Origin of the sequence: Streptomyces sp. AC602_WCS936 (genome assembly GCF_019049125.1) — a bacterium.
Lineage (GTDB): Bacteria > Actinomycetota > Actinomycetes > Streptomycetales > Streptomycetaceae > Streptomyces.
Map to the genome: position 1 here is coordinate 398544 of NZ_JAGMUF010000112.1, position 25713 is coordinate 424256.

General features: G+C 71.7%; 19 protein-coding genes. 6 read left to right on the plus strand and 13 right to left on the minus strand.

Features of this window, described 5'->3' with window-relative positions:
* Positions 1 to 68 precede the first annotated feature (68 nt).
* The 9 genes from KUM03_RS31390 to KUM03_RS31430 form a co-directional block, all read right to left on the minus strand.
* Positions 69 to 1067, minus strand: coding sequence for a sugar phosphate isomerase/epimerase (locus KUM03_RS31390; protein ID WP_217253942.1), 999 nt, complete (start codon positions 1065 to 1067; stop codon positions 69 to 71).
* Positions 1068 to 1080: 13 nt separating this feature from the next.
* Positions 1081 to 2352 (minus strand): Gfo/Idh/MocA family protein, encoded by a 1272-nt coding sequence (locus KUM03_RS31395; protein ID WP_217253943.1) that lies wholly within the window; start codon positions 2350 to 2352, stop codon positions 1081 to 1083.
* Positions 2353 to 2437: 85 nt separating this feature from the next.
* On the minus strand, positions 2438 to 3481 hold the full coding sequence (locus KUM03_RS31400) for a substrate-binding domain-containing protein (RefSeq protein WP_217253944.1): 1044 nt from the start codon (positions 3479 to 3481) through the stop codon (positions 2438 to 2440).
* A 17-nt stretch (positions 3482 to 3498) separates the two neighbouring features.
* Positions 3499 to 4518, minus strand: coding sequence for an ABC transporter permease (locus tag KUM03_RS31405; RefSeq protein ID WP_217253945.1), 1020 nt, complete (start codon positions 4516 to 4518; stop codon positions 3499 to 3501).
* Positions 4515 to 6032: a sugar ABC transporter ATP-binding protein gene (locus KUM03_RS31410; protein ID WP_073730636.1), complete on the minus strand. Its 1518-nt coding sequence runs from the start codon at positions 6030 to 6032 to the stop codon at positions 4515 to 4517. The genes KUM03_RS31405 and KUM03_RS31410 overlap by 4 nt, the downstream gene beginning before the upstream one ends.
* 156 nt (positions 6033 to 6188) lie before the next feature.
* Entirely contained in the window at positions 6189 to 7370 is a 1182-nt protein-coding gene (locus KUM03_RS31415; RefSeq protein ID WP_217253946.1) for an ROK family transcriptional regulator, read from the minus strand.
* A gap of 301 nt (positions 7371 to 7671) precedes the next feature.
* Positions 7672 to 8622: a beta-ketoacyl-ACP synthase III gene (locus KUM03_RS31420; RefSeq protein ID WP_217253947.1), complete on the minus strand. Its 951-nt coding sequence runs from the start codon at positions 8620 to 8622 to the stop codon at positions 7672 to 7674.
* 137 nt (positions 8623 to 8759) lie between these two features.
* Entirely contained in the window at positions 8760 to 8903 is a 144-nt protein-coding gene (locus KUM03_RS31425) for a hypothetical protein (protein ID WP_217253948.1), read from the minus strand.
* Positions 8872 to 10221 carry an OFA family MFS transporter gene (locus KUM03_RS31430; RefSeq protein WP_217253949.1) on the minus strand — a complete coding sequence of 450 codons (1350 nt, stop codon included), beginning with the start codon at positions 10219 to 10221 and terminating at the stop codon, positions 8872 to 8874. Before KUM03_RS31430 ends, KUM03_RS31425 begins: the two co-directional genes overlap by 32 nt.
* A gap of 102 nt (positions 10222 to 10323) precedes the next feature.
* Between KUM03_RS31430 and fdhD the strand changes: the two genes are divergently transcribed.
* Positions 10324 to 11172, plus strand: a complete 849-nt coding sequence (gene fdhD / locus KUM03_RS31435) for a formate dehydrogenase accessory sulfurtransferase FdhD (RefSeq protein ID WP_217253950.1) — start codon at positions 10324 to 10326, stop codon at positions 11170 to 11172.
* A 213-nt stretch (positions 11173 to 11385) separates the two neighbouring features.
* Positions 11386 to 13281 (plus strand): sialidase family protein, encoded by a 1896-nt coding sequence (locus KUM03_RS31440; protein ID WP_217253951.1) that lies wholly within the window; start codon positions 11386 to 11388, stop codon positions 13279 to 13281.
* A 16-nt stretch (positions 13282 to 13297) separates the two neighbouring features.
* Here KUM03_RS31440 and KUM03_RS31445 read toward each other — a convergent pair whose 3' ends face one another.
* Positions 13298 to 14302, minus strand: a complete 1005-nt coding sequence (locus tag KUM03_RS31445; protein ID WP_217253952.1) for a bile acid:sodium symporter family protein — start codon at positions 14300 to 14302, stop codon at positions 13298 to 13300.
* Between the two features lie 156 nt (positions 14303 to 14458).
* Here KUM03_RS31445 and KUM03_RS31450 point away from each other — a divergent pair, with 156 nt between their 5' ends.
* From KUM03_RS31450 to KUM03_RS31460, 3 genes are all read left to right on the plus strand, one after another.
* Complete coding sequence (locus KUM03_RS31450) at positions 14459 to 15346, plus strand: LysR substrate-binding domain-containing protein (RefSeq protein WP_217253953.1); 888 nt, start codon at positions 14459 to 14461, stop codon at positions 15344 to 15346.
* A gap of 261 nt (positions 15347 to 15607) precedes the next feature.
* Positions 15608 to 17434, plus strand: a complete 1827-nt coding sequence (locus KUM03_RS31455; protein ID WP_217253954.1) for a long-chain fatty acid--CoA ligase — start codon at positions 15608 to 15610, stop codon at positions 17432 to 17434.
* 83 nt (positions 17435 to 17517) lie between these two features.
* A complete protein-coding gene (locus KUM03_RS31460) occupies positions 17518 to 18354 on the plus strand; it encodes an aldo/keto reductase (RefSeq protein ID WP_308406457.1) in 837 nt (278 codons plus the stop codon).
* A gap of 56 nt (positions 18355 to 18410) precedes the next feature.
* Here KUM03_RS31460 and KUM03_RS31465 read toward each other — a convergent pair whose 3' ends face one another.
* The 3 genes from KUM03_RS31465 to KUM03_RS31475 form a co-directional block, all read right to left on the minus strand.
* Positions 18411 to 19112 (minus strand): SDR family oxidoreductase, encoded by a 702-nt coding sequence (locus tag KUM03_RS31465; RefSeq protein WP_217253955.1) that lies wholly within the window; start codon positions 19110 to 19112, stop codon positions 18411 to 18413.
* Positions 19113 to 19202: 90 nt separating this feature from the next.
* Positions 19203 to 20141 carry a trans-aconitate 2-methyltransferase gene (locus tag KUM03_RS31470; protein ID WP_217253956.1) on the minus strand — a complete coding sequence of 313 codons (939 nt, stop codon included), beginning with the start codon at positions 20139 to 20141 and terminating at the stop codon, positions 19203 to 19205.
* A 147-nt stretch (positions 20142 to 20288) separates the two neighbouring features.
* Positions 20289 to 22025 (minus strand): glycoside hydrolase family 6 protein, encoded by a 1737-nt coding sequence (locus KUM03_RS31475; RefSeq protein WP_217253957.1) that lies wholly within the window; start codon positions 22023 to 22025, stop codon positions 20289 to 20291.
* A gap of 553 nt (positions 22026 to 22578) precedes the next feature.
* On the opposite strand from KUM03_RS31475, the gene KUM03_RS31480 reads away from it, so the two are divergent.
* The gene (locus KUM03_RS31480) at positions 22579 to 25500 is read left to right on the plus strand and encodes a glycoside hydrolase family 48 protein (RefSeq protein ID WP_217253958.1); all 2922 of its coding nucleotides are present in this window, start codon (positions 22579 to 22581) and stop codon (positions 25498 to 25500) included.
* Positions 25501 to 25713 lie beyond the last annotated feature (213 nt).

Consider the following 25713-nt stretch of genomic DNA (forward strand, 5'->3'; position numbering starts at 1 on the left):
GGACCGGGGACCGGCAGGGGCTCTTCCGGCCTCCGGTCCCCGTCCCGGCCTGCTGCCGGGCGTGCGGATCAGCTGTTGAACGCGGCGTCGAAGGACGCGGTCGGCGGCTCGAAGTCGAATGTCTTGAGCCGGGTGAGGGCCTCGGGGGCGCCCTGAAGGCGGTCCATGCCGGCGTCTTCCCATTCCACGGAGACGGGGCCCTGGTAGTCGATGGAGCGCAGCATCCGGAAGACGTCCTCCCAGGGGACGTCGCCATGGCCGGCCGACACGAAGTCCCAGCCGCGGCGCGGGTCGCCCCACGGCAGGTGGGAGCCGAGCCGGCCGTTGCGGCCGTCGAGGCGTCTGCGGGCCTCCTTGCAGTCGACGTGGTAGATCCGGTCGCGGAAGTCCCACAGGAAGCCGACCGGGTCGAGGTCCTGCCACACGAAGTGCGAGGGGTCGAAGTTGAGGCCGAAGGCCGGGCGGTGGTCCACCGCCTCCAGCGCCCGCTGGGTCGTCCAGTAGTCGTAGGCGATCTCGCTGGGGTGGACCTCGTGGGCGAACCGCACGCCCTCGGCGTCGAAGACGTCGAGGATGGGGTTCCAGCGGTCGGCGAAGTCCTGGTAACCGCGTTCGATCATGGACTCCGGGGCGGGCGGGAACATGGCGACCAGGTGCCAGATCGCCGAGCCGGTGAAGCCGATGACGGTGTCGACGCCGAAGCGTGCGGCGGCCCGCGCGGTGTCCTTGACCTCGGCCGCGGCCCGCTGCCGTACGCCCTCCGCGTCGCCGTCGCCCCAGATGCGGGCGGGCAGGATGGCCTCGTGGCGTTCGTCGATGATGGCGTCGCACACGGCCTGGCCGACCAGGTGGTTGGAGATCGCCCAGCACTTCAGCCCGTACTTGTCGAGCAGCTGGTGGCGCGAGTCCACGTACGACGGGTCGGCCAGGGCCTTGTCGACCTCGAAGTGGTCGCCCCAGCAGGCGAGTTCCAGGCCGTCGTAGCCGAAGTCGCGGGCGAGCCGGCAGACCTCCTCCAGGGGCAGGTCCGCCCACTGGCCGGTGAAGAGAGTGAAGTTGCGTGGCACGGGACGCTCCTGTTCAGACCACGATCGGGGTGTAGACGGAGTTCTTCTCGGCGCTCTCCTCGACCGCGGCCAGCACGCGCTGCACCTGCAGCCCGTCGGCGAAGGACGGTTCGGGCCGGCGGCCCTGGGCGACGGCGTGGACGAGGTCGCGCACCTGGTGGACGAAGGTGTGCTCGTAGCCGAGGCCGTGGCCCGGCGGCCACCAGGCGTCCAGGTAGGGGTGCTCGGGTTCGGTGACGAGGATGCGGCGGAAACCGGCGTGCTCCCCCGGCTCCGTACCGTCGTGGTACTCCAGCTCGTTGAGCCGCTCCAGGTCGAAGGCGAGCGATCCGCGCTCACCGTTGAGTTCGATGCGCAGGGCGTTCTTGCGGCCGGTGGCGTACCGGGTGGCCTCGAAGGAGACCAGGGCGCCGGAGGTGAGGCGGCCGGTGAACACGGCGGCGTCGTCCACGGTGACCTGCCCCGTGGTGCCGTCGGCGGAACCCGCCGACAGGCCCCGGGCGGCGCCCTCGGGCAGCGGGCGTTCCCGTACGAAGGTCTCGGTGAGGGCGGAGACGCCCGCGATCCGCTCCCCCGTCAGATACTGCGCGAGGTCGACGATGTGGGCGCCCAGGTCGCCGAGGGCACCCGAGCCGGCCAGTTCCTTGCGCAACCGCCAGGTCAGCGGCGCCTTCGGGTCGACCAGCCAGTCCTGGAGGTACGTCACCCGCACGTGCCGCAGCCGTCCGACGCGGCCCTCGGCCACCATCCGCCGGGCCAGCGCGGTGGCGGGCACCCGGCGGTAGTTGAAGCCGACCATGGCCAGTTGGCCGCGGGCGCCGGCCTCCTCAGCCGCCCGGGTCATCGCCTCCGCCTCCGCGACCGTGTTGGCCAGCGGCTTCTCGCACAGCACGTGCTTGCCGGCGGCGAGCGCGGCCAGCGCGATCTCGGAATGGCTGTCGCCGGGGGTGCAGATGTCGACGAGGTCGATGTCGTCCCGTTCCACCAGGGTCCGCCAGTCGGTCTCGGTGCTCGCCCAGCCGTGCCGGTCGGCAGCCGTGCGGACGGCGTCGGCGTCCCGGCCGCAGATGGCCGCCTGCACCGGGTTGAGCGGCAGGTCGAAGACCCGGCCGGCGGTGCGCCAGCCCTGGGAGTGTGCGGCGCCCATGAAGGCGTAGCCGACCATGCCGACGCGCAGCGGCGGTCTGGTCGCGGACGCCCCCGTCGCTCCGGTCCCGTTGCCGGCCCCGCTCCCGGTGGCCGATTCGTGCTCCCCGGCCCCCTCGGGCTGCTGCGGCTGTCCCATGCGGATGTCCTCCTCGTCGTCGTGGCGCGGTGGGGGGTGGACCCCGCCCCGGTCGGCTGGTCGGGCCGCTCCGGGGCGGCGGCCCTCACTTGAAGCCCGTGGACATGTACTGGTCGACGTTCTCCTTGTCGACGACGGCCGAGTAGCAGGTGACGGTCGAGGGGATCTCGAACTCGGCGAGGCCGCTGACCCCCTTGCCCTGGCCGAGCGCACGGGCGAGGTCGATCGCGGAGGCGGCCATGGTCGGCGGGTACAGCACGGTCGCCTTCAGCACGCCGCTGTCCGCCTTGATGGCCTGGAAGGCGGAGAGCGCGCCCGCGCCGCCGACCATCAGGAAGTCGTCGCGCCCGGCCTGCTCGATGGCGCGCAGCGCGCCCACGCCCTGGTCGTCGTCGTGGTTCCACAGGGCGTCGAACTGGGACTGGGCCTGGAGCAGCTGCGCCATCTTGGCCTGTCCCGACTCGACGGTGAACTCGGCGGCCTGGCGGGCCACCTTCTGGATGTTCGGGTAGTTCTTCAGGCCGTCGTCGAAGCCCTTGGTGCGCTGCTGGGTCAGCTCCAGGTTGTCCAGGCCGGCCAGCTCGATGACCTTGGCGCCCTGCTTGTCCTTGAGCTTCTCGCCGATGTAGTGGGCGGCGTTGAGGCCCATGCCGTAGTTGTCGCCGCCGACCCAGCAGCGGTAGGCCTGCGGGCTGTTGAAGATGCGGTCGAGGTTGATGACCGGGATGCCGGCGCGCATCGCCTTGAGTCCGACCTGGGTCAGCGCCTTGCCGTCGGCGGGCAGGATGACCAGGACGTCGACCTTCTTGTTGATGAGGGTCTCGATCTGGCCGATCTGCTGGGCGGTGTCGTTGGAGCCCTCGGTCACCTCCATGGTGACGTCGGAGTACTTCTCGGCGCGCTTCTCGGCCTGGTCGTTGACGGCGTTGAGCCATCCGTGGTCGGCCAGCGGGCCGGCGTAGCCGATGGTGACCGGCTTGCCCGGCTTGTCGTCGGCGGCCGGCTGGGTGTCCGCGGCCTTGTCGCCGCCGTCGTCGGGTTCGTTGCTCGTGCACCCGGTGAGGACGGCACCGGCGGACACGGCGGCGGCTCCGAAGAGCAGCCCTCTGCGGCTCGTGAGGTTCGTCATGACGGTGGACCCTTTCCTCAATGCGTGCTTGCGGTACGGCGCTGGACCAGCACGGCGGCGACGATGATCGCTCCCTTGGCGATCTGCTGGACGGCGGTCTCGAGGTTGTTCAGGGCGAAGATGTTGGTGATGGTGGTGAAGATCAGGACGCCGAGCACGGAGCCGACGATGGTGCCGCGGCCGCCGCTGAGCAGGGTGCCGCCGATGATCGCGGCGGCGATGGCGTCGAGTTCGTAGAGGTTGCCGTTGGTGTTCTGGCCGGAGCCGGCCAGGACGATCAGCAGGAAGGCGGCGATGCCGCAGCACAGCCCGGACAGCAGGTAGAGGTAGAGCCGCTGGCGGCGGATGTCGATGCCGGCGAGGCGGGCGGCCTCCGCGTTGCCGCCGACCGCGACGGTGCGGCGGCCGAAGGTGGTCCGGTTGAGCACCAGCCAGCCGATGACGGTGACGGCCGCGAAGACCAGGACCAGCGGCGGGATGCCGAGGACGTAGGCGTCGCGCTCGCCGAGGTCGAGGACGCTGGGGACCGTGACGACCTGGGTGCTGCCGTCGGTGATCTGGAGCGCGAGGCCGCGGGCCGAGGCCAGCATGGCGAGGGTGGCGATGAAGGGGACCATCTGGCCGAAGGCTATGAGCACCCCGTTGACCAGTCCGCAGCCCACTCCCACCACGATCGCCGTGAAGAGGATGCCGAAGAAGCCGAACTCCTGGGTGGCGACGGTGGTCGCCCACACCGACGACAGGGCGACGATGGCGCCCACGGACAGGTCGATGCCCCCGGAGATGATCACGAAGGTCATGCCGACGGTGACGACACCGATCACGGACGCCTGGGTGAGCACGAGCTGGAGGTTGCGGGTGTCGAGGAACGAGTCGGGCTGGGTGATGCCGCCGATGAGGACCAGTGCGGCGAGCACGCCGAGCAGGGTGAGGGTGCGGACGTCGGCGCGGCCCAACTGGACCCGCCAGGCGGGCGGACCGTCCACCGGTGCCGCCTTGCCGGTGCCGTCCCGGGGCGGGGACACGTGCTGCGTCATGACGCCGGGCTTCCTTCCATCACGAGGTCGAGTACGCGGTGTTCGTCGAGTTCGCGGGCGGGGGCCTCGTGCACGACCCGGCCCTCGCGCAGCACCAGCACGCGGTCGGCGAGGCCGAGCACCTCGGGCACCTCGCTGGAGACCAGCAGGACGGCGAGGCCCTCGTCGGCGAGGCGGCGGACGACCGCGTACAGCTCGGCGCGGGCGCCGACGTCGACGCCGCGGGTGGGTTCGTCGAGCAGCAGGACCTTGCAGCCGCGCAGCAGCCAGCGGGCCAGGACCGCCTTCTGCTGGTTGCCGCCGGACAGGGTGCGCACGGGTACGGAGGGGTTGTCGGGCCGCAGGGACAGCTCGCGGGTCGCCGCGCGGGCCGCGTCCAGTTCGGCGCCGCGGTCGAGCCAGCCGCCGCGCGAGAAGCGGGACATGGCGGAGACCGACACGTTGCGGGTGACGGACTCCAGCATCAGCAGGGCCTGCGCCTTGCGCTCCTCGGGGGCGAGCCCGAGCCCGGCGCGGACGGCGGCGCGCACGCTGCCGGGCCTGAGCGGGCGTCCCTCGACGAGGACCTGGCCGGTGCCCGCCTTGCGGGCGCCGTAGACCGTCTCCAGGATCTCGGAGCGGCCGGAGCCGACGAGTCCGGCGAGACCGACGATCTCACCGGGCCGGACCTCCAGGTCGAGGGCCTCGAACTCGCCCTCGCGGGACAGGCCCTTGACGCTCAGCACGGGCTCGCCCGCGGGCGGCGCGGCCGGCCGCTCGGGGAAGACGTACTCGACGTTGCGGCCGGTCATCAGCGCCACGACGTCGCGGGTGGGCGTCGACTCGGCGGGCAGCCCGCCCGCGACGGCCCGCCCGTCCTTGAGGACGGTGACCCGGTCGCCGATGCGGCGGATCTCCTCCAGGCGGTGCGAGATGTAGACGACGGCGACGCCGTCGGCGGTGAGGTCGGCGACGATGCGGAAGAGGTTGTCGACCTCGTCCGGGTCGAGCGCGGCGGACGGCTCGTCCATCACGATCAGCCGTACGTCGTGCGAGAGCGCCCGCGCCATGGACACGATCTGCTGCTGTGCCGCCGAGAGTTCCCCCACCAGCCGGCCGGGGTCGACCTCCGGGTGCCCGAGCCGCGCCAGCAGCGCGGCCGTCGACTCCTTGGCGGCCTTCCCGCGGACGACGAAACCGGCCGAGGTCGGCTCGTGGCCGAGGTGGACGTTCTCGGCGACGGACATGTGCTCCACCAGGTCGAGTTCCTGGTAGATGGTGGCGATGCCGAGGCGCATGGCCGCGATGGGCGAGCGCAGCGTGACGTCCTCCCCGCGCCAGCTGATGGTGCCGGTGTCGGGCTGGTGGGCGCCGGCCAGCACCTTGATGAGGGTGGACTTGCCGGCGCCGTTCTGGCCGAGCAGGCAGTGCACCTCGCCCGCCTGGACGTCGAGGTCGACGCCGTCCAGGGCCCGGACTCCGGGGAACGACTTGGTGATGCCGGACATGCTGAGCAGCGGTGGTTCTGGTGCCATGTGAGGTCCCCTCGGCGGGCATGCGGGCCGGTGTCAGGGCAGAGCGAGGCAGGGCAGTGCTGAGCAGATCTTGATACAGAACGGGATGGAACAGGGCATACCGGGGTAGGGCGCTGTGCCGGGTGGTGCTGTGCGGCCCGTGAAGGCGGACGGTGCCTACGCGGGTGAGAACAGGTGGTCGCTGATCAGCCGGGCTCCGCCGATGACTCCGGCGGTGGGGCCCAGCTCGCCCAGGACGATGGGCAGGTTGCCGGTCGCCAACGGCAGCGACTGGCGGTAGACCTGGGTGCGGATCGCGGCGAGCAGGTTGTGGCCGAGGCCGGTCACCCCGCCGCCGATCACCACCAGGCCCGGGTTGAAGAAGCTGACCAGACCCGCGATGACCTGGCCGGTGCTCCGGCCGCCCTCCCGGATCAGGTCGAGCGCGGTGGCGTCGCCCGCGGCGGCCGCGGCGGCGACGTCGGCGGCGCTGAGGCCCCCGCTCGCCTCCAGCCGTCCCGCGAGTTCGGCCGACAGTCCCTGCTGGGCGGCCTCGGTGGCGTCGCGGGCCAGGGCCGCGCCGCTGAAGTGGGCCTCCAGGCAACCCCGGTTGCCGCAGGCGCAGGGGCGTCCGTCGGGCACGGCCTGGATGTGCCCGATGTCGCCCGCGCTGCCCGTCGTACCGCGGTAGACCTCACCGCCGACGACGATGCCGCAGCCGATGCCGGTACCGATCTTGACGACGAGGAAGTCGTGCACGGTGCGGGCGACGCCCGCGTGCTGCTCCCCCAGCGCCATCAGGTTCACGTCGTTGTCGACCATGACCGGGCAGCCGAGGTCCTGGCTGAGCGCCTCCCGCACGGGGAAGCCGTCCCAGCCCGGCATGATCGGCGGAGCCACCGGCACGCCCTCGGGGAAGCGGACCGGCCCCGGGACGCCGATGCCGGCGCCGTCGAAACCCTCCGCGAGCCCCGAGGCACGCAACTTGGCGGCCATGGACAGCACCTGCTCGAAGACCGCGACCGGTCCCTCGCGTACGTCCATGGGCTGGTTGATGTGTCCGAGGATCTCCAGCTCGGCGTTGGTGACGGCGACGTCGACCGAGGTCGCGCCGATGTCGACGCCGAGGAAGCGCAGTTCGGGATTGAGCCGGACGTTGTGGCTGCGGCGTCCGCCGCGCGAGGCGGCGAGCCCGTCGGCCACGACCAGCCCGGTCTCCAGCAGCCGGTCCACCTCGACGGCCAGCTTCGACCGGGAGAGGTCGACCTGGTCGCCGAGCTGGGCGCGGGAGTTGGGTCCCGAGTCGCGCAGCAGCTGGAGCAGTCGCGCCTGGTGGGTGTTGGCGGGTCGTGCGGTCATGCGTCTCACGAGCCCCTCCCCGCCTCAATCGGCCTTGAGTGTGCCGGTTTCCGGCCACGTTCCTTGGCTTGCTTTCGGAGGGAACGTAGCAGTGGGCGCCCGGCGTGGGAAGAAGTCTTGCACGAATTCCTGCGAACTTTCTCCACTGAGTGGACAAAGACGGGTCGGGTGTTCGCGGGCACGGGACGCGGCAGGGCCGCCCGGCCATCACGCCGGGCGGCCCATCAACCGCCGCTGACCTCGTGGTTTCCTCTGGTTCGAACGCCGGGTGTGTCAGCGGGCGGTGCTCGGCAAACGGTGTTCAGGGGCAGCGGACAACCTGTCCGGCGTAGGAGAGGTTGCCGCCGAAGCCGAAGAGCAGCACCGGGTCGCCGGTGGTGATCTCGCCCCGCTCGACCAGCTTGGAGAGGGCGAGGGGGATGCTCGCCGCCGAGGTGTTGCCGGACTCCACGACGTCGCGGGCGACGACGGCGTTCACGGCGCCGATCCTCGCGGCGAGGGGTTCGATGATGCGCAGGTTGGCCTGGTGCAGGACGACGGCGGCGAGGTCGGAGGGTGCGAGTCCGGACCGCTCGCAGGCCTGGCGGGCGATGGCGGGCAGCTTCGTGGTCGCCCAGCGGTAGACGCTCTGCCCCTCCTGCGCGAACCTCGGCGGGGTGCCCTCGATGCGGACCGCGTTGCCCATCTCGGGCACCGACCCCCACAGCACGGGCCCGATCCCGGCCTCCCCGGCCGGGGCGCAGGGCTCCACGACGGCCGCCCCCGCCCCGTCGCCGACCAGCACGCAGGTGGTGCGGTCGGACCAGTCGGTCACCTCGGACATCTTGTCGGCGCCGATGACCAGCGCCCGGCTCGCCGAGCCGGCCCGGACGGCGTGGTCGGCGGTGGCCAGGGCGTGGGTGAAGCCCGCGCACACGACGTTCACGTCCAGCGCTGCGGGCCCGGGGATGCCGAGGCGGGCCGCGACGCGGGCGGCCGTGTTCGGGGAGCGGTCGATCGCGGTGGAGGTGGCGACCACCACCATGTCCACGTCGGCGGGCGTCGCCCCGGCCGCCGCGAGCGCCTTGGCGGCGGCGTGGCCGGCCAGCTCGTCGACCGGCTCGTCGGGCCCGGCGATACGGCGGGAACGAATGCCGACACGGCTCCTGATCCACTCGTCGCTGGTGTCGACCATGCCCGCCAGGTCCTCGTTGGTGAGGATTCCGGCGGGCTGGTAGTGGCCGACGGCGGTGATGCGGGAGCCGTGGTGCATGGGTGGAGTCCTCGCTGCCTCGGGTACGGGATCCACCAGTGTGATCAGTGACCGACGGGTACGAGGGCAGGTGAAGCGACAGGAAACGGGCGTCCGCCTTGTCGGCTTCGGTCAGCATCCCGGACGCTTCTCGGGCGTCACCCGGTGAACAGCTGGGTGGCCTTGCGGACGAGTTCGTACAGACCGTAACCGAGCGGCGCCCCCACCCACAGCCAGGTGAAGGCGATCAGCGGCCGCCGGGAAGGCAGGTCAGGCGGACTCTGGCTGCTGTCGTGGGACATCGACGGCCTCCTTCTCCCTGGCCGTCGCCGGGGCGGCGGACACATGGTGGCGGGGGTGGACCGGGCGGACGAGTTCGTTGGCGACGAAGCCGACGACCAGCAGCCCGATCATGATGACGAAGCTCGTTCCGTACAGCGCGGCGCCGTGCTTGCCGGCCTCCTCCTGCCGGTCGGCGATCCAGTTGACGATCAGCGGCCCGAGGACGCCGGCCGCGGACCAGGCGGTCAGCAGCCGGCCGTGGATCGCGCCGACCTGGTAGGTGCCGAAGAGGTCCTTCAGATAGGCGGGGACCGCGGCGAAGCCGCCGCCGTAGAAGGAGAGGACGACGAGCGCGCACAGCACGAACAGCGGCTTGGAGGAGTCGCCGAACAGGGCGATCAGCGCGTACATCAGCGCGCCGACGCCCAGGTAGACGCGGTAGATGTTCTTGCGTCCGATCAGGTCGGAGGCCGAGGACCAGCCGATGCGGCCCGCCATGTTGGCCGCCGACAGCAGTGCCACGAACCCGGCGGCGGCCGTCACCGAGACCGGTGCGGAGGTGTCGGCGAAGAAGTCGGTGATCATCGGCGCGGCCTTCTCCAGGATGCCGATGCCGGCCGTGACGTTCATGCAGAGCACGACCCACAGGAGCCAGAACTGCGGGGTGCGCACGGCTCTGCGCGCCGAGACCTGGACGCCTTCGAGGGCGGCCGGTTCGCCGTCCGCCCGTTCCCTCGGGCGCGGCACCCGCACCAGCAGCACGCCCAGCAGCATGAAGACGGCGTACACGAGTCCGTGCACCAGGAAGGCGAGGGCGATGCCGGAGTTGTCGGTGCCGAAGGACTTCAGCATCTGCGCCGACCAGGGCGAGGCGATCAGCGCGCCGCCGCCGAAGCCCATGATGGCGATGCCGGTGGCCATGCCGGGCCGGTCCGGGAACCACTTGATGAGCGTCGAGACGGGCGAGATGTAGCCGATGCCGAGGCCGATGCCGCCGACGAAGCCGTAGCCGAGGACGATCAGCCAGTACTGCTCCACGGCCGCGCCGAGCGCGGAGAGCAGGAAGCCGGACGAGAAGCAGACCAGGGCGACGGTCATCGCCCAGCGCGGGCCGCGCCGTTCCACGAGCGTGCCGCCGAAGGCGGCGGACAGCCCGAGCATGACGATGCCGAGCTGGAAGGGCAGCGCGCTCTGCGTGCCGCTGAGGCCGAGGGCGGACTCCAGGGGCGGTTTGAACACGGACCAGGCGTAGGCCTGGCCGATGGAGAGGTGGACGGAGAGTGCGGCGGGGGGAACGAGCCAGCGGCTCCAGCCCGGGGGTGCGACGGGGGGACTCATGGGTCCCCAACCGTAGGCACATGGAAAGCGGTTGAGAAGACATGTGCGGGTACCCCGGTGCGGGCTGCGACCTCACCCTCCACGTGCGGGACAATGACACACATGGGACGAGTCACGGAACGACGCAAGGTCATCCGCATCCGGGACGGGGCGGTCTCCACCCGGCCGGACACGCTCGTCGCCGAGGAACCGCTGGAGATCCGGCTGAACGGCAAGCCCCTCGCGATCACGATGCGCACCCCGGGAGACGACTTCGCGCTGGCGGCCGGTTTCCTGGTGAGCGAGGGCGTGCTCGCCGGCCAGGGCGACCTGCGGAACATCGTCTACTGCGCGGGAGCGACCGCCGACGGCTCGAACACGTACAACGTGGTGGACGTGCGGACCGCCGCGCACGTGCCGGTCCCGGACATCACTTTGCAGCGGAACGTCTACACCACCTCCTCCTGCGGCCTGTGCGGCAAGGCGAGCCTGGACGCGGTGCGCACGACGGCCCGCTGGCCCATCGCCGACACTCCCCCGGTCCGCGTCACCCCGGAACTGCTGGCGAGCCTGCCCGACCGGCTGCGCGCCGCCCAGCGGGTCTTCGACCGCACCGGCGGCCTGCACGCGGCGGCCCTGTTCGACGAGGGCGGCGAACTGGTGGACGTACGGGAGGACGTGGGCCGGCACAACGCGGTCGACAAACTGGTCGGCCGCGCCCTGCGGAACGGGGACCTGCCGCTGTCCCGCTCGATCCTGCTGGTGTCCGGCCGGGCCTCGTTCGAGCTGGCGCAGAAGGCCGTGATGGCGGGCATCCCGGTGCTGGCCGCCGTGTCGGCGCCGTCGTCGCTCGCGGTGGACCTGGCCGCCGAGACGGGACTCACCCTGGTGGGCTTCCTGCGCGGCGCCTCCATGAACGTGTACGCGGGTGAGGACCGCGTCGTCCTCGGGGCCGCGGCCGCCCGGGGCTGACCGGCTCCCAGCGGCACGGCGGCGGGGCCCCGACCGGCGGGGAGCGCCCCCTGCGCCGCAGGGGGCCCCGCCGTGATCCCGGTCCCGGGACGCCGGGCGCGCCGTCCGGCGACACGCGAGTGATCGAATGGGGCGTATCAGACACCTGTCGCCCTGATCTACTGATGCCCTGACGACCGGCTCCGACCAGCCGCCTGAAGGGCAGACCGCTCCATGCCGTCACCTCCCCGCACCCGCCCGCGCTCCCCCCTGCTCGCCCTCGCCGCCCTGTTCGCCCTGGCCGCCTCCGTGCTGCCAGCCCCCGCCGTCCACGCCGAAGGGCACGGCAGGGCCGGGGAGTTCGAGCAGCGGGTCCTCTTCCGGGCCGACCAGGACCCCGGCGGCTACGCCTGCTTCCGCATCCCGGCGATCGTGCGGACGACGGAGGGCACCCTGCTGGCCTTCGCCGAGGGGCGCGTCCTCGACTGCGGGGACGCCGGCGACATCGACATCGTCGTCAAGCGCTCCACGGACGGCGGGCGCACCTGGGGTCCGCTCCAGGTCGTCAACGAGGGCGGCGGCGACACCCACGGCAACCCGGCGCCGGTCGTGGACCGCGCCACCGGGCGCGTCCTGCTGGTCGAGACGTACAACGCGGGCCGCGCGGACGGCGGCAACTGCGCGGTGCCCTGCGCCCGCACGCCTCACCTCCAGTACAGCGACGACGACGGCCGCACCTGGTCCGCGCCCCGCGACCTGAGCGCCCAGATCCTGCCGCCCGACTGGAACTCCTGGTACGCGACCGGCCCCGTGCACGGCGTCCAGCTCACCGGCGGCGAGCACGCCGGGCGGCTGGTGATCGGCGTCAACGCCGAGACCTGGGCCGGCGGCCGGGTCACCGCCAACCACGCGGCGCTCGTGGTCAGCGACGACGGCGGCGAGCACTGGAGGGTCGGGGCCACCGACACCTGGCCGGTGGCCGCCGACGGCACCTTCCGGCAGAAGCCGTCCGAACTCACCCTCACCGAACGCGCCGACGGCTCGCTCCTGGTCAGCGGCCGGGAGGAGAACGGCACCGACCTCGGCCACCGCACCCAGGCCGTCAGCCGTGACGGCGGCGACAGCTTCACGGCGCCCTTCCGGGCCCTGCCGGACCTGTACACCCCGCAGGTGCAGGGCGCCGTGCTCCGCCTCGGCGACCGCCTCCTGCTGTCCGCCCCCGCCGACCCCGACCGCCGCCGCACGATGACCGTCCGCTCCTCCTACGACGGCGGCGCGACCTGGGGCGGCGTGGACCGCGGCACGGTCGTCACCCGGGACTGGTCCGGCTACTCCGACATGGCGGCCGTGGACGACGACGGGACGGTGGGCCTGCTGTACGAGGCCGGGCCGGTGGACGCCCGCGACGAGATCCGCTTCGCCCGCTTCACCGAGGACTGGCTCCAGCCGCGCCGGGGCGCCGGTCCGACCACCCCCGACCTGGCCGCCGGTGCCGCGCCCGCGAACGTGCTCGGGGGCGCCGGGACGACGGACGGCGCGGTGGGCGGCGCGCTCGCCCTCGACGGCGCCGACGACGCCGTACGGCTGCCGTACGACGAGCGGCTGCCGCTGGGGAGCGGGGACTTCACCGCGTCGCTGTGGTTCCGGTACTCGGCGGACGACGGGGAGCAGCCGCTGCTGTGGATGGGCGGTATCGGCACCCGGCAGCCCCAGGTGTGGTTGCGCGCCGAGCCCGGCAACGGCCGGGTCCAGGGGCTGATCACCGCGCGCGACGGCGGGGCGGCCCCGCGCTCGGCGTGGGTGCGCACCGACGGTGCCCACAACGACGGCCGCTGGCACCACCTGGCGCTCCGCCGCGGCGGTGGCCGGCTGACCCTGTTCCTCGACGGTACGGCGGTCGGCGCGGCGGACGTCCCCGGATCGGTGAGCCGCTACTCGCCGTTCGGTGTGCACATCGGCGAGCGGATGGACGGCCGGGCCCGCTTCACCGGCGCGATCGACGAGGTGCACGTGTGGAACCGGGCACTGACCGACGAGGAGATCGCCGCCGGGAACCCGCCCTCGGCGCTCGGGAACACCGTGCTGCACCTGCCCATGGACAGCGTGGCCGGGGTGGCGCCGGGCGGGTGAGACCGCCGCCCCCGGGTCAGCGGCCGCCGGTGCCCGCCGCCGCGCGTTCGGGAGTGGCGGCTCCCTCCTCGGCGTCCGCCTCCGGATCGTGCGACCGGCGCTTGGCGATGACCGCGCACACCATCAGCTGCATCTGGTGGAAGAGCATCAGCGGCAGCACGGCCAGTGAGGCCTGGGCGCCGAACAGGACGCTGGCCATCGGCAGTCCGGCGGCGAGGGACTTCTTCGACCCGGCGAACTGGATCGCGATCCGGTCCGCCCGGCCGAAGCCCAGCGCCTTCGCCCCGTACCAGGTGAGCAGCAGCATCACGGCGAGCAGTACGGCCTGGACCGCCAGCAGCCCGGCCATCCGCGCCGGGCTGACCTGGTGCCAGACGCCCTCGACCATGCCCTCGCTGAACGCCGTGTAGACGACGAGGAGGATCGAGCCGCGGTCGACGAGCCCGAGCACCTTCTTGTGCCGGGCCACGAAGCCTCCGATCCAGCGGCGCAGCACCTGCCCGGCGACGAACGGCACCAGCAGTTGCAGCACGATCGCCACCACCGAGTCGGCGGAGAACCCGCCCCCGTCGCCGCCCAGCAGCGCCGCCGCCAGCAGCGGCGTCACGACGATGCCGACCAGCGAGGAGAAGGAGCCCGCGCAGATCGCGGCGGGCACGTTGCCGCGGGCGATCGAGGTGAAGGCGATCGACGACTGGATGGTGGACGGCACCAGGGTGAGGAAGAGCAGGCCCTGGTAGAGGGGGTCGGTCAGGAAGACCGGGACGAGTCCCCGCGAGGCGATGCCCAGCAGGGGGAAGACGACGAAGGTGCAGGCCAGCACGGTGATGTGGAGCCGCCAGTGCCGCAGGCCGTCCATCGCCTCACGGGTGGAGAGCCGGGCCCCGTAGAGGAAGAAGAGGAAGGCGATCGCGGCCGTGGACGCACCGGAGGCGACGTCCGCGCCCGCGCCGCGGGCCGGCAGCAGTGCCGCGAGGCCCACCGTCCCGAGCAGCAGCAGGATGTACGGGTCGATCGGCATCCAACGCGGCCGTCGCAGGCGTCTCACGGTGCTCCACTTGCTCGTTCTGCTTGTTCTGCTTGTTTGGGTCCCCGCTCCATCCTGCTCCCTCGCCCAGCGATCGGGAATCCGGCATACCGCTCTGACTGTCATCACGACCGGCGATAGGGTGGTGGCATGTACGAGCCGTCCCACCTGCGCACTTTCCTGTCGGTGGCGCAGACGCTGAGCTTCACGCAGGCCGCCCGGCGGCTCGGGCTGCGCCAGTCGACCGTGAGCCAGCACGTGCGGCGGCTGGAGGACGCCACCGGCCGGCAGCTCTTCAGCCGCGACACCCACTCCGTGGAGCTGACGGAGGACGGCGAGGCGATGCTGGGGTTCGCACGCCGGATCGTGGAGGTGCACGAGCAGGCGACGGCCTTCTTCACCGGTACGCGACTGCGCGGACGGCTGCGCTTCGGGGCCTCCGAGGACTTCGTGCTCACCCGGCTGCCGGAGATCCTTGAAGGCTTCCGGCACGACCACCCCGAGGTCGACCTGGAGTTGACGGTGGAACTGTCGGGGACGCTGCACGAGCAGCTGGCCGCCGGGAAGCTGGACCTGGTACTGGCCAAGCGGCGGCCCGAGGACCCGCGGGGCGAGCCGGTCTGGAGCGACCGGCTGGTGTGGATCGGCGCGGAACGCCTGCGCCTCGACCCGGACCGTCCGGTGCCGCTCATCGTCTACCCGCCGCCGGGCATCACCCGCGCGCTGGCCTTCGACGCCCTGCAGCGGCAGGGCCGCGAGTGGCGCGTCGCCTGCACCAGCGGCAGCCTCAACGGACTGATCGCGGCGGCTCGCGCCGGCCTCGGCGTGATGGCGCACTCGCGGGGACTGATCCCGCCCGGCCTGGCGCGGGTGCCGGACCGGGCCGGGCTGCCGGAGCTCGGCCGGGTCGACTTCGTACTCGTGCACGGCAGGCGACATCCCTCGGCGCAGGGCGCGGCGGACGCCCTGGCGGCCGCGATCCTGGCGGGCGGCGACCGCCTGCACCGGGGTCCCGGCGCACGGGCATCGCACGGGTGAGCCCCATACCGGTGGTAAGTGGGTCGTACAGATTCGGTGGAGATTACGCCACCGAAACTTACTCAAACGTCAGGAACGTGTCCGACCCTTCCCCATGTGAGCGCATTTCCTCCCGCTGACCAGCGCGGACCTGAGCACTGCTCGCGTTCGGCGCCCCTGCCGCCGCCGTTCCGCGTGGGGTAGCTTTCACCGCGCTGTGCGGGGCGTCACCCCGGAGCCAGGGAACCAGGGAACCGGGGAGCCAGGAGCGGGGAGCGGGGTTTGCGCGAGTTCACCAGTCCTCCGTCGACGTCGGCACCACCGGTGGGCGGTCTGGCCGACGTCGTCTTCCGGCATGCCCAGGAGGACCCGGGACACATCGCGCTCGGCCGCAAGGACGACGCCGGGCAGTGGCGGGACGTGAGCGCCGGCGCGTTCCGCGACGAGGTGCTGGCCCTCGCCAAGGGGCTGCTCGCCCAGGGCGTCCGCTTCGGTGACCGGGTCGCCGTCATGTCCCGCACCCGCTACGAGTGGACGCTCTTCGACTTCGCCCTGTGGACGATCGGCGCCCAGGTGGTGCCCGTCTACCCGACCTCCTCGGCCGAGCAGTGCCTGTGGATGCTCCACGACGCCGGGGTGACGGCCGCGGTCGTGGAGCACGAGGACCACGCGATGACGATCGCCACCGTCATCGACCGGCTGCCGCACCTGCGCGGCCTGTGGCAGCTCGACTCCGGCGCCGTCCAGGAGCTGTACGACGCGGGCGCCCACCTCGACGACGAGGTGGTGCACCGCCACCGCAGGGCGGTCACGCCGGACACGGTCGCCACCGTCATCTACACCTCGGGCACCACGGGCCGCCCCAAGGGCTGCGTGCTGACGCACGCCAACTTCATGTACGAGGCGGACACCGTCATCGAGCGCTGGGAGCCGGTGTTCCACTCCAGGAAGGGCGACGAGGCGGCGACCCTGCTGTTCCTGCCGCTCGCACACGTCTTCGGGCGGATGGTGGAGGTCGCGGCGATCCGCGGCAAGGTCCGCTTCGGCCACCAGCCGCAGCTCAACGCCGCCGCGCTGCTGCCCGACCTGGCCGCGTTCAGGCCGACGTTCATCCTGGCCGTGCCGTACATCTTCGAGAAGGTGTTCCACGCGGCCCGGCGCAAGGCCGAGAAGGAGGGGAAGGGCGGCCCGTTCGAGAAGGCCGTGGACGTGGCCGTGAAGTACGCGGAGGCGGTGGAGGCGAGGGCCTGGGGCATCGGTCCGGGACCGTCGGCGGGCCTGCGCGTGCAGCACCAGTTCTTCGACAAGCTCGTCTACGCCAAGGTGCGGGCCGCGATGGGCGGGCGCATCCGCAACGCCATGTCGGGCGGCTCGGCGATGGACCGGCGGATGGGGCTGTTCTTCGCGGGCGCCGGCGTGCAGATCTACGAGGGGTACGGCCTGACCGAGTCCACGGCGGCGGCCACCGCCAACCCGCCCGAGCGCACCCGCTACGGCACCGTCGGCCGGCCGATCCCGGGCGTCACCGTGCACATCGCGGACGACGGCGAGATCTGGCTGAACGGCGACAACGTCTTCCAGGGCTACCTGAACAACCCCAAGGCCACCGACGAGACCCTGCACGAGGGCTGGCTGGCCACCGGTGACCTGGGCGCGCTGGACGAGGACGGCTACCTCACCATCACCGGCCGCAAGAAGGAGATCCTGGTGACCTCCGGCGGCAAGAGCGTCTCCCCCGGACTGCTGGAGGAGCGCGTCCGGGACCACCCGCTGGTCAACCAGTGCATCGTCGTCGGCAACGACCGCCCCTACGTGGCCGCCCTCATCACCCTGGACACCGAGGCGGTCGACCACTGGCTGGCGATGCGCAACAAGCCCCGGATGCCCCCGGCCGAGCTGGTGCACGACGCCGACCTGGAGACGGAGGTGCGGCGCGCGGTCGTCGCCGCCAACACGCTGGTGTCGCAGGCCGAGTCCATCCGCACCTTCCGCATACTGGCCCAGCCGTTCACCGAGGAGCACGGGCTGCTCACCCCGTCGCTCAAGCTCAAGCGCAAGGCCATCGAGAACGCCTACGGCGCCGAGGTCGAGGCGCTTTACAGAGCGTGAGTTCGCCGGTCAGGAATGCGTCACGGGCCGTGATCGTTGACGATGGGAGTACCACCTGACCACAACCGAAGGATCAAGAGCTCGTGAGCAGCAAGGTCCCCCCGATCATCCTGAACAACGGCGTCGAGATGCCCCAGCTGGGCTTCGGCGTCTGGCAGGTGCCGGACGACGAGGCCCACACGGCCGTCGCCCAGGCGCTGGAGGCCGGGTACCGCAGCATCGACACGGCGGCGATCTACGGCAACGAGGAGGGCACCGGCCGGGCGATCGCAGCCTCCGGCGTCCCCCGCGAGGATCTGTTCGTCACCACCAAGCTCTGGAACAAGGACCAGGGGTACGACTCCACCCTCCGCGCCTTCGACACGTCGCTGGCGAAGCTGGGCCTGGAGTACGTGGACCTGTACCTGATCCACTGGCCGATGCCGGCCAAGGAGCGCTACGTCGACACGTACAAGGCGTTCGAGAAGCTGCACGCCGACGGCCGCGTCCGGGCCATCGGCGTCTCCAACTTCTACCCGGAGCACCTGGAGCGGCTGATCGGCGAGACGTCGGTCATCCCCGCCGTCAACCAGATCGAGCTGCACCCGCACCTCCAGCAGCACGCCGCCCGCGAGTACCACGCGGAGCAGGGCATCGCCACCGAGGCGTGGTCCCCGCTCGGCTCCGGCAAGGGCATCCTGGAGATCCCGGCGATCGTGGCGATCGCCCAGAAGCACGGCCGCAGCCCGGCCCAGGTGGTGCTGCGCTGGCACCTCCAGGTCGGCAACGTGGTGATCCCGAAGTCCGTGACGCCGTCGCGGATCAAGGAGAACATCGACGTGTTCGGCTTCAGCCTGGACACCGAGGACCTCGCGGCGATCAGCGCGCTGAACGAGGACCGGCGGACGGGCTTCGACCCGGCGGAGTTCAACGGCGAGTGAGGCGACGCCCGCGCGAGGGGCCCGGCCGGCAACGACCGGGCCCCTCGTGCGCCGTCTCAGTTGGGCTGCCCCAGCGGACGTACGACCACGGTGTTGACGTCGACGCCGGCCGGCTGGGTCATCGCCCAGACGATCGAGTCGGCGATCTGGCCGGCGGTCAGCAGCTCACCGGGCGGCAGGCTGCCGTGGGCGTCCCAGAACGGGGTCTCCACCCGGCCGGGCGCGATCAGCGTCACGCCGACGCCCCACTGGGTGACCTCGCGCCGGGTGTTCTCCGCGAGCCCGGTCACCGCCCACTTGGTCGCGCCGTAGATGTTGCCCGGCGTGGGTACGAAGCCCGCGACGCTGCCGACCAGCACGATCCGCCCGCGCGTCTCCTTGAGGGCGTCGATCGACGCCCTGATCAGCAGGGCCGGACCGAGCACGTTGGTCAGCACCATCTCGCTCCAACCGGCCGGGTCGCCCTCGGCGACCGAGTCGTGGGTGGCGAATCCCGCGTTGGCGACGACCGTGTCCAGCCGGCCGAACGCCTTCAGCGCGGCCTCGACGGCGGCGCCCACCTGCGTGTGGTCGGCGGCGTCGCCGACGAGCGTCAGCAGGTTCTCGGGGTCACCGAGTTCCTCCCGGAACGCACGCAGCCTCGCCTCCCCGCGGCCGGTGACGGCCACCCGCTGCCCCGCCTCCAGCAACCGCCGAGCGACGGCAGCTCCAATTCCGCTGCCGCCGCCGGTGATGAGCGCTACCGGTGAGTCGGTCATGGTCCCCCCTGGGTGTCCGGGCTGCCGGACCCGTTCCGGACAGCGCAGGGAGTCCATCACTTGGAGTGCTCTCCAAGTCAAGGGTCCGCGTCAGACGGGCCGCACCGCCGTGTAGACCGTGTGCGCCACCAGCACGAACACGTCCTGCCGCCGGTGCGCGCTCGCCTCGTCGGCGGGGTCGAGGAGCCGGTCGAGGGTTTCCCGGTCGGTGGCGTCGAGCCCGTCGCCTAGGCGGTCGCGCAGGCGGGACAGCGACGTGGTGACGTAGGCGCGGGCCTCGTCCGACAGCGGCGCCGGCAGGTCCAGCAGGAAGCTGCGGGTGCCGGTGTGCTTCAGGCCGGCGGCGGTCAGCATCGCCGGCCAGTCCTCGGTCTCGGGCACGGAGCCGGGCGTGTTCGCGCGCATCTCGGCGAAGGCGTCCTCCTCCACGGCGTGCATCCTGGCCTGCAGCCCGGGACGCCCGATCCCGATGTCGCGGGGCAGGAACCGGGCGGGCAGCCCGCCCTCCAGGACGGCCAGCGTGCCGCCGGGTGCGAGGTGCCCGGCGAGTGCGGCCACGGCCGCGCGCTGGTCGCCGAGGTGGTGCAGGCTCTGGCTCGCCCACATCAGGTCGGCCGGGTAGTCGAGCTCGCCCAGCACCCCGGGCAGCTCGCCGGTGAGGGTGCCGAAGCGGTCGGCGGCACCGAGGCGCGCGGCGCGGTCGCGGGCCCGCTCCAGCAGGGGCTCGGCGCCGTCGACGGCGAGGACGCGGGCGCCGGGGAAGGTGTCGGCGAACAGGCAGGAGACGACGCCGGGTCCGCTGCCGACGTCGACGACCAGGCCGGGCTCGGCCACCTCCCGCGCCAGCCAGGCCATGGCCTGCCGGTACAGGGGGGTGTACAGCTCCGCCTGGGCCTCCAGCAGTGGGGCCATCTCGGCCCAGTCCATGTCGGTGTGCCCGTGGTCGTGGTCGTGGTCGTGGTCGTGGCCGTGTCCGTGTCCGTGCACGGTGTCGTGCCGGTGGTGGGTGTCGTGGTGGTCGTGCGCCATGGTGGTCAGCCTCCCGTTCGCGGTGCCGTCAGGGTGCGACGACGCACCGCGCGGAGGCAAACGAAGTTGCCGTGACCGCAAAAAGTGCCACCGGGGCCCGGCCGGGGAGGGCCGGGCCCCGACGGCGTCAGCTACGCCGGAGTCCGCTCAGGACAGCGGCGGGTAGGCGTTCTTCATCAGCTCCTGGAACTGCGCGGAGAACCAGTGGCCGGAGATCGGGGCGTCGGGCAGCGCGCCGGAGGGGTTGCCGCCGTTGCGCGGGTTGCCCTGATAGGTGGGGTCGCACATCCGGTCGAAGCCCTTGCCCTCGTCGTTGTCGATCGGCTCGCTCGCACCGTCGGACTCACCCGGGGGCTTCATCCACACGTACGCGTCGATCCCGGCGGCGGGGCTGGCCTGCGGGCGCTCGCCGAGGCCGGCTCCGGACTGGTTGCACCAGTTGCCGAGGTGGATGCGGCGGTCGTAGCGCCCACCGTCCACGTAGGTGTTCACGTCGGTCGTCGCGCCCGGTCCGGTGGGCCGTGCTTCGCCGCCCCAGCCGTTGCGGGAGGTGTCGATCAGCATGCCGAGGTTCTGGTCGAAGCCGATCGAGACCAGCTTGTCGCGCATGGCCTGGGCGTAGGACAGCTCGTCGGTGTACTGGTTCCAGTCGACCCAGTCGGACTGGCGCACGGAGGTTCCGTTCACCGAATCCGTGATCTTGAAGTTCTCCTCCTTCAGGGCGCTGTAGTTGGCGGTGTTGACGATGAAGCCGTGCACGTCGTCGACGGTCGCGCCCTCGGTGGTGGCGGCGGTCTTGAACATGTCGGCGGAGGGACCGAAGTTGCTGTCCCAGCCGAGCCAGCCGTGGTGGCCGGCGTCCACGTAGTTGTAGACGTTGTCGATGTCGCCGAGCTTGTTCAGGGCGTAGCCGACGCCCTTCTGGTAGTTGCCGTTGGCCTTCATCTCGTCACAGTTCTCCGTGGCGGTCGGCCGCGGGGTGACGTTGGTGACCAGGTTGGGCAGCGAGTCGATCTCGACCGTGGTGACGATCCGGAGGTCCGCGTACTTCGGGTCGGCGAGGATCTCGCTGATCGGGTCGATGTACTCGGTCTTGTACCGGCCGATCTCGTCCGGGCCCAGCTCGCCGTTGGAGGCGAGGGCGGCGCAGTCGCGTCCGGGCAGGTTGTAGATGACGAGCTGGATGGCGAGTTCGCCGGAGCCCTTCTGCTCCAGCGCCTTGTCGAGGTGGTCGCGCAGCCCCATGCCGCCGTTGACGCCTTCGATGGCGGCGATCCGGTCGAGCCATACACCGGTGGGCTGGTCGGCGATGCGGTCGCCGCCGGGCTCGGCCGCCGCCTTGGCGCTCCACTCGGGGTTCACGTAGACCTTGGCGCCGTCGTAGGGGTTGTCCACCCGCTCGCCCTCCACGGGCGGGTCCGTCGGGTCCGGCGGGTCGGTCGGGTCGGGGTCGGTCGATCCGCCGTCGTCGACGTTGCAGGTCACGCCGTTGAGGGTGAAGGTGGCGGGGACGGCGTTGCTGCCGCTGTAGGTTCCCTGGAAGCCGAAGCTCGCCGAACCGCCGGTGGACAGCGTGCCGTTGTAGGACTCGTTGGCCGCGGTGACGGCGGCGCCGCTCTGGCTGAGCTTCGCGTTCCAGCCGTTGGTGACCTGCTGGCTGCCGGCGAACGTCCACCCCAGTGACCAGCCGGAGGTCGCGGCGCCGTTGTTGGTGACGGTCACGGCGGCGGTGAAGCCGCTGCCCCAGTCGTTCTGCACCTGGTAGTCGACGGTGCAGGGGACGGCGGCCGCGCCGGCACCGGCGGACTGCGCGGCGAAGGCCGTGCCGGATGCCCCGGCGACCAGCGCCAGGGCGGCGAGCATCGCGGTTCTGCTACGGGTCATGAGTGCGGGTTCCTTCTTTCGTGGGGTGCGCGTGCGTTCGGTCAGGGGTGCGCGTGCTGTTCGGTCGGAGGTGCGCGTACTGGACGTCCGGGACCGCGCGCACCGGCGCGGCCCGCTTCCGGACGGCATGGGGGTGCCGTCGCGGACGGAGGTCAGGGACGGCCCGCGGGCACGGTGGAACCGCCCGGGGGGTGTGCGAGCCGGCACGCCGGCCGATGACGCGTCGGACGGGCCGCGGGCGCGGCTAAAAGTCCTGAACGCGGAAGGTGGTGCGGGGGGTGGCGCATGAGCGACTCCTCGCAGTTCGGTCGCGCCGTGACGGACGCGTCGACTGATGGAACCGCTCCCACTGGTGCCGATGAAGGTAGCGCCAAGTGACGGTGAAGAACAGAGGAGTTACCGACTTTCTCTCGGCAGCACCCGTCGAATCTTTTCGACTCTCCACACATCTTGACCGCACTGACCCCCCTCCCCACTATGGGAGCGCTCCCACTGGTTCAAGGCTTGTTGCTCCGCCCCCACACTCCCCGAGCCGCAAGGAGGAACCAGCACTATGCATCCCGCACACAGACGCAGACGCCGCACCTCGCGGCGGCTGTGGACGGCCGCGCTGGCGGCCCTCGCGTTACCCCTCACCATGCTGGGCACCGGTTCGACTCCCGCCCAGGCGGCCGCACTTCAGTGCAGCGTGGACTACAGGACCAACGACTGGGGCTCCGGCTTCACCGCCGAGCTGACGCTCACCAACCGTGGCGCCGACGCCATCGACGGCTGGACGCTCACGTACGACTACGCGGGCGACCAGAAGCTGACCAACGGCTGGAACGGCACCTGGAGCCAGTCCGGGAAGACCGTCACCGTCAAGAACGCCCCGTACAACGCCCGCGTCGCGGCCGGCGCCGCCGTCACCACCGGCGGGCAGTTCACCTACAGCGGCACCAACGCCGCGCCGACGAGCTTCGCCGTCAACGGCACGACCTGCGCCGGGGCGCACCAGCCCCCGATCACCGTGCTGACCAGCCCGGAGCCGGGCTCGGTCTACTCGCAGGGCGAGGCCGTCCCGCTGGCCGCCACGGCGGCGGCCGCCGACGACGCCGGCATCAGCAAGGTGGAGTTCTACGACGACACCACCCTGCTGGGCACCGACACCAGCGCGCCCTACACGCACTCCACCTCTGGCTTGACCGTGGGCAGTCATTCCCTGGTGGCGAAGGCCTACGACGGCATGGGCGCCTCCGCCGCCTCCGTGCCGGTCGGTATCACGGTCGCCTCGGGACCGACCGTGGTCGCCACACCCGCTCAACTGGGCATCCAGCAGGGCGAGTCGGGAACGTACGAGGTCAAGCTGTCCAAGGAACCGGTCGCGGACGTCACGGTGACCACGGCCCGCGCGAGCGGCAACACCGGTCTGTCGGTCTCCGCCGGGGCGAGCCTCACCTTCACCCCAGCGAACTGGGACACCGCGCAACAGGTGACCATTGCGGCCGACGCCTCCGGCACCGGCTCGGCGGTCTTCGAGTCGACGGCACCCGGCCACGGCATGGCCGCGGTCACCGTCACCCAGCTGGGCGCCCAGAAGGACTACGACGCCCGCTTCCTGGAGCTCTACGGGAAGATCACCGACCCGGCGAACGGCTACTTCTCGCCCGAGGGCATCCCGTACCACTCGGTCGAGACGCTGATCGTGGAGGCGCCGGACCACGGGCACGAGACCACGTCCGAGGCGTACAGCTACCTGCTGTGGCTCCAGGCCATGTACGGCAAGGTGACCGGCGACTGGGACCGGTTCAACAACGCCTGGGAGATCATGGAGACCTACATGATCCCCACGCACGCCGACCAGCCGACCAACTCGTCCTACAACGCGTCCAAGCCGGCGACGTACGCACCCGAGCTGGACACGCCGGACGAGTACCCGGCCCCGCTGGACGGCACGGTCTCGGTCGGCCCCGACCCGATCGCCGCCGAGCTGAAGTCGGCGTACGGCACGGACGACGTCTACGGCATGCACTGGCTCCAGGACGTCGACAACACCTACGGCTACGGCAACTCGCCCGGCAACTGCGAGGCGGGCCCCTCCGACACCGGCCCCTCCTACATCAACACCTTCCAGCGCGGCGCACAGGAGTCGGTGTGGGAGACGGTGCCGCAGCCGGCCTGCGACGCCTTCAAGTACGGCGGCCCCAACGGCTACCTGGACCTGTTCACGGGCGACGCGTCCTACGCGAAGCAGTGGAAGTTCACCAACGCCCCGGACGCCGACGCGCGGGCGGTGCAGGCCGCGTACTGGGCGGACATCTGGGCCGAGGAGCAGGGCAAGGGTGACGAGATCGCCGGCACCCTGGACAAGGCCGCCAAGATGGGCGACTACCTGCGCTACGCCATGTACGACAAGTACTTCAAGAAGGTCGGGAACTGCGTGGGGCCGTCGAGCTGCCCGGCGGGCACCGGCAAGGGCTCCTCGCACTACCTGCTGTCCTGGTACTACGCGTGGGGCGGCGCCGTCGACACCTCGGCGGGCTGGGCCTGGCGCATCGGCTCCAGCCACACCCACGGCGGCTACCAGAACCCGCTGGCGGCGTACGCGCTGAGCACGTACGACGACCTGAAGCCGAAGTCGGCGACGGGCACGGCGGACTGGGCCAAGTCCCTGGACCGGCAGATCGAGTTCTACCGCTGGCTCCAGTCCGACGAGGGTGCCATCGCGGGCGGCGCGACCAACAGCTGGGCGGGCCGGTACGCGACCCCGCCGGCCGGTACGCCGACCTTCTACGGCATGTACTACGACGAGAAGCCGGTGTACCACGACCCGCCGTCCAACCAGTGGTTCGGCTTCCAGGCGTGGTCCATGGAGCGGGTCGCCGAGTACTACCAGCAGAGCGGCGACGCACGGGCGAAGGAGGTCCTGGACAAGTGGGTCGACTGGGCGTTGTCGGAGACGACGGTCAACCCGGACGGCACCTTCCTCATCCCCGCGACGCTGAAGTGGTCGGGGCAGCCGGACACCTGGAACGCGTCCTCCCCCGGTGACAACGCCGGCCTTCACGTCACCGTCGCCGACTACACCAACGACGTCGGTGTGGCGGCGGCGTACGCCAAGACCCTGACGTACTACGCCGACCGCTCCGGCGACACCGAGGCGGCGTCCACCGCCAAGGCGCTGCTGGACGGCATGTGGGAGAACAACCAGGACGCGCTCGGCATCGCCGTCCCGGAGACCCGCGCCGACTACAACCGCTTCGACGACCCGGTGCACGTACCGGACGGCTGGACCGGAACCATGCCGAACGGCGACACGATCGACGCGTCGTCGACGTTCTCCTCGATCCGTTCCTTCTACCAGGACGACCCGGCCTGGTCGAAGATCGAGAGCTACCTCGCGGGCGGCGCCGCGCCCACGTTCACGTACCACCGCTTCTGGGCACAGGCGGACATCGCCCTCGCCATGGGTTCGTACGCGGAGCTGCTCGAATAGTCCCCCGCGAAGCGCTCCGCGGGTTGCGGGGGTTCTCGACTGCAGGCCGTGCGTGGCTGGTCGCGCAGTTCCCCGCGCCCCTTTGGGGCGCTTGACGGCTCCGTGTGCACGGTTCCGCCACCGGACGGCGGGACCACCTGCCGGGCGGCCCCTCGTCCACGCCGAGGGCCGCCCGGCCTCGCATGTGTTCTGTTCCTGACGGAAGGACGGTTC